Source organism: Streptomyces prasinopilosus (genome assembly GCF_001419695.1).
Taxonomy (GTDB): domain Bacteria; phylum Actinomycetota; class Actinomycetes; order Streptomycetales; family Streptomycetaceae; genus Streptomyces; species Streptomyces prasinopilosus.
The window spans coordinates 1-3498 of record NZ_LIRG01000425.1; the positions used below are offsets into that span (position 1 = coordinate 1).

The window sequence follows — 3498 nt, forward strand, 5'->3', positions numbered from 1 at the left end:
GGAGCTGCGGGGCCGGGACGTCACCGCCAACGCCGTCGCGCCCGGCCCCACGGCCACCGACCTGTTCCTGGACGGAAAGGACGAGGAGACCATCGCCCGTCTGGCCGCCCAGCCCCCGCTGGAGCGCCTCGGTACCTCGTCCGACATCGCCGAGGTCGTTGCGTTCCTGGCCTCCCCGGCCGGCCACTGGATCAACGGACAGGTCGTCCGCGCCAACGGCGGAATCATCTGAGCCGCTCGCGGCCATCCCACCGATCAACGAAGGACCCTGTCATGAGGAACGACGGCACCGGGAAGGTCATCCTGGTCACCGGGGCCTCCAGCGGCATCGGGGCGCTGTCCGTGCGTGCGCTGGCCCTCGCCGGGCACACCGTGTACGCGGGCATCCGCCAGACGGCGACCCGTAACGCGACCGCGGTGGCCGACCTGGCGCGCTACGGCACCGACCACCAGGTCGACGTACAGGCCGTCGAGCTGGACGTCACCTCCGAGGACTCCGCCGACGCCGCAGTCGACCGGATCCTCGCCGAGCGCGGCCGGCTGGATGTGGTCGTGCACAACGCCGGGCACATGGTCCTCGGCGCCGCCGAGGCGTTCACCGCCGAGCAACTCGCGGACCTGTACGACGTGAACGTCCTGGGCACGCAGCGCGTCAACCGCGCCGCCCTGCCGAAGTTGCGTGAGCAGGGCTCGGGGCTGCTGGTGTGGATCGGCAGCTCCAGCACCCGCGGCGGCTGCCCCCCGTTCCTGGCCCCGTACTTCGCCGCCAAGGCCGCGATGGACGCCCTGGCCGTCAGCTACGCCGCCGAGGTGCTCCCGTTCGGCATCGACACCGCGATCGTGGTGCCCGGTGCGTTCACCACCGGCACCAACCACTTCGCCAACGCCGGCGCCCCCGCCGACGCCGACCGTGCGGAAATCTACGACCAGCGTCACCGCCCCCTGATGGACGATCTGGGCAAGCGCCTAGCCGCGCTCATCCCGTCGGACGCCGACGTGACCGAGGTCGCCGAAGCCGTCGTGCACCTGGTCGCGATGGCACATGGCACTCGGCCGCTGCGCACCCACATAGACCCCAGCCGAGACGGCAGCGAAGTCGTCTGCGCGGTCGCCGACCGCGTACGCGCCGACTTCTTCCGCCGCCTCGGACTGGACAGCCTGCTCACCGCAGGCAGCTCCCTGTGACGCCCCACCGACAGAAGGAACAACCAGCCATGCCTTTCGCGAACTTCAAGGTCCCCGAGAAGACCCTCACCCCGAAGCAGAAGGAGGAGATCGTCACCCGCACCACGGAGCTGTACGTCGAGATCTACGGTGAGCGCGCCCGCAACAACACCATGGTGCTGGTCGAAGAGGTCGCCGACGGCGGCTGGGGCATCTCCGGCAACGTGCTGACCCTCGCCATGCTCGGCGAGGCGACAGCGACCGACACCGGCGACGCCTGACCGCACCGGCCGCCATCCGGCCAGGACAGCACCTCGAAACCGACGGCCGCCGGGTCGAGCGTCCGGCCACACGGCCTCGTTCATCCGGGGGCCGGTGAGATCAGCGAGGCCCTTCATTGTGTCCCCGTACTCGATCGGTCGGCGATGTCCGCCGGGGTGCGGGGACGGGGCACGGCAGCGGTCGGCAGGTCGAGCCGCTTGTCCATGTCCAGGCGGAAGGTGCCGTACGGGTTGACGTTCGACCGGAACAGCGCGGTCAGGCCGCGCCGGTCCTCCTCGCTCGGATTCTTCGCCCGGGCCGGCTCGGCGAGCACCTGCTGAAGCAGCAGGGTGTTGACGTGCACGAGACTGCTCTGGAGCAGGTGCAGGGCGAGCATCGAGGTCTCGGCGTGCTCCTTGTCCGGGCCGGTCAGGGCGCCGTCCTTGCCGTGGTGCAGGACCGTGTCGGCGCTGTTCCAGTTCTCCACGACCTGGAGGCCGCCGTGGATCTCCCGGCGCAGGCCGGGACTGGCCAGGTAGCAGACGGAAGTTCAGCAGCTCGGTGAACGCGAACCCGACCACGGACGCGCCGTGCGTGTCCACGTTGTTCGACTCGATCTCGGCGTCCGTGCAGTGCCGCAGCAGGCCCTCGGTCATCGCCGCGACCTCGGAGGAGGAACAGCTCTTGAGCTGGGAGTAGATACAGACGTTCTTCTCCTCCACGTGCCAGTGCACCAACACGCCATTGCCGCCGTGGCGGGCGTGGTACTCGGTCATGAAGTTGCTGGACCAGGGCCCGAACTTCTTCGAGTCCGACGCGCACGCGGTGCCCTGGCCCGAAACGGGTCATCTGACTATCCGAAAGCTACCCGCTGGTTACTTTGCCCCTGGGGACAGAGCTGGGAGTCCGGGGCCGTCACGGGCGCGGAATGTTGCGCAGGTTGGACCGCGCCATCTGCGCCATCCGGCCCACCCCTCCGTCCAGCACCATCTTGGAGGCGGACAGGGCGAAGCCGGTCACCATCTCCTTGCTGATCTTCGGCGGGATGGACAGCGCGTTGGGGTCGGTGACGATGTCGACGAGGGCCGGCCCCTTGTGCTTGAACGCGGCCTTCAGCGCACCGGCGAGCTCCTTCGGTTTCTCCACCCGCACCCCGTGGGCGCCGCAGGCGCGGGCGACGGCGGCGAAGTCGGGGTTCTTCATGCCGGTGCCGTGCGACGGCAGTCCGGCGACCAGCATCTCCAGCTCGACCATGCTGAGGGAGGAGTTGTTGAACAGGACCACCTTCACCGGCAGGTCGTACTGGACCAGGGTGAGGAAGTCCCCCATCAGCATGGAGAATCCGCCGTCGCCGGACATCGACACGACCTGCCGGCCCCGGTCGGTGAACTGCGCCCCGATCGCCATGGGCAGCGCGTTGGCCATCGAGCCGTGGGAGAAGGAGCCGATGACCCGGCGGCGGCCGTTGGGCGAGATGTACCGGGCGGCCCAGACGTTGCACATCCCGGTATCGACGGTGAACACCGCGTCCTCGTCGGCGAGTTCGTCCAGGACGGCGGCCGCGTACTCGGGGTGGATCGGCACGTGCTTGTCCACCTTGCGGGTGTAGGCCTTCACCACCCCCTCCAGCGCGTCCGCGTGCTTCTTCAGCATCCGGTCGAGGAACTTCCGGTCGTCCTTGGTGCGGACCCGCGGGATCAGGCAGCGCAGCGTCTCCCGCGCGTCGCCCCACACCGCCAGGTCCAGCTTGGTGCGCCGGCCCAGGTGCTCGGGCCGCACGTCCACCTGGACGATCTTCACGTCGTCGGGGAGGAAGGCGTTGTACGGGAAGTCGGTGCCGAGCAGGATCAGCAGGTCGCACTCGTGGGTGGCCTCGTAGGCGGCGCCGTACCCGAGCAGCCCGCTCATGCCGACGTCGTACGGGTTGTCGTACTGGATCCACTCCTTGCCGCGCAGGGCGTGCCCGACCGGGGACTTGATCTTCTGGGCGAACTCCATGACCTCGGCGTGCGCGCCCCGCGTGCCGGCGCCGCAGAACAGGGTGACCTTCTCGGCCTCGTCGATCATCTCGAC

At 69.3% G+C, this 3498-nt stretch carries 4 protein-coding genes and 1 pseudogene; 3 read left to right on the plus strand and 2 right to left on the minus strand.

All coding sequences use genetic code 11. The features are described 5' to 3' along the window. The 3 genes from AOK18_RS18290 to AOK18_RS18300 all read left to right on the plus strand — a co-directional run. Nucleotides 1-232: SDR family oxidoreductase (locus AOK18_RS18290; RefSeq protein WP_157865122.1), on the plus strand; the 232-nt coding region annotated here is incomplete at its 5' end. 41 nt (nt 233-273) lie between these two features. Beyond that, nucleotides 274-1185: an SDR family oxidoreductase gene (locus AOK18_RS18295; protein ID WP_055695079.1), complete on the plus strand. Its 912-nt coding sequence runs from the start codon at nt 274-276 to the stop codon at nt 1183-1185. A 29-nt stretch (nt 1186-1214) separates the two neighbouring features. Beyond that, nucleotides 1215-1445 (plus strand): tautomerase family protein, encoded by a 231-nt coding sequence (locus tag AOK18_RS18300; protein ID WP_055573552.1) that lies wholly within the window; start codon nt 1215-1217, stop codon nt 1443-1445. Between the two features lie 113 nt (nt 1446-1558). Here AOK18_RS18300 and AOK18_RS35415 read toward each other — a convergent pair. Further along, nucleotides 1559-2261 (minus strand): annotated as a pseudogene (locus AOK18_RS35415) (Tn3 family transposase); the annotation flags it as partial. A 79-nt stretch (nt 2262-2340) separates the two neighbouring features. After that, nucleotides 2341-3498: thiamine pyrophosphate-dependent enzyme (locus AOK18_RS18310; RefSeq protein WP_055695081.1), on the minus strand; the 1158-nt coding region annotated here is incomplete at its 5' end.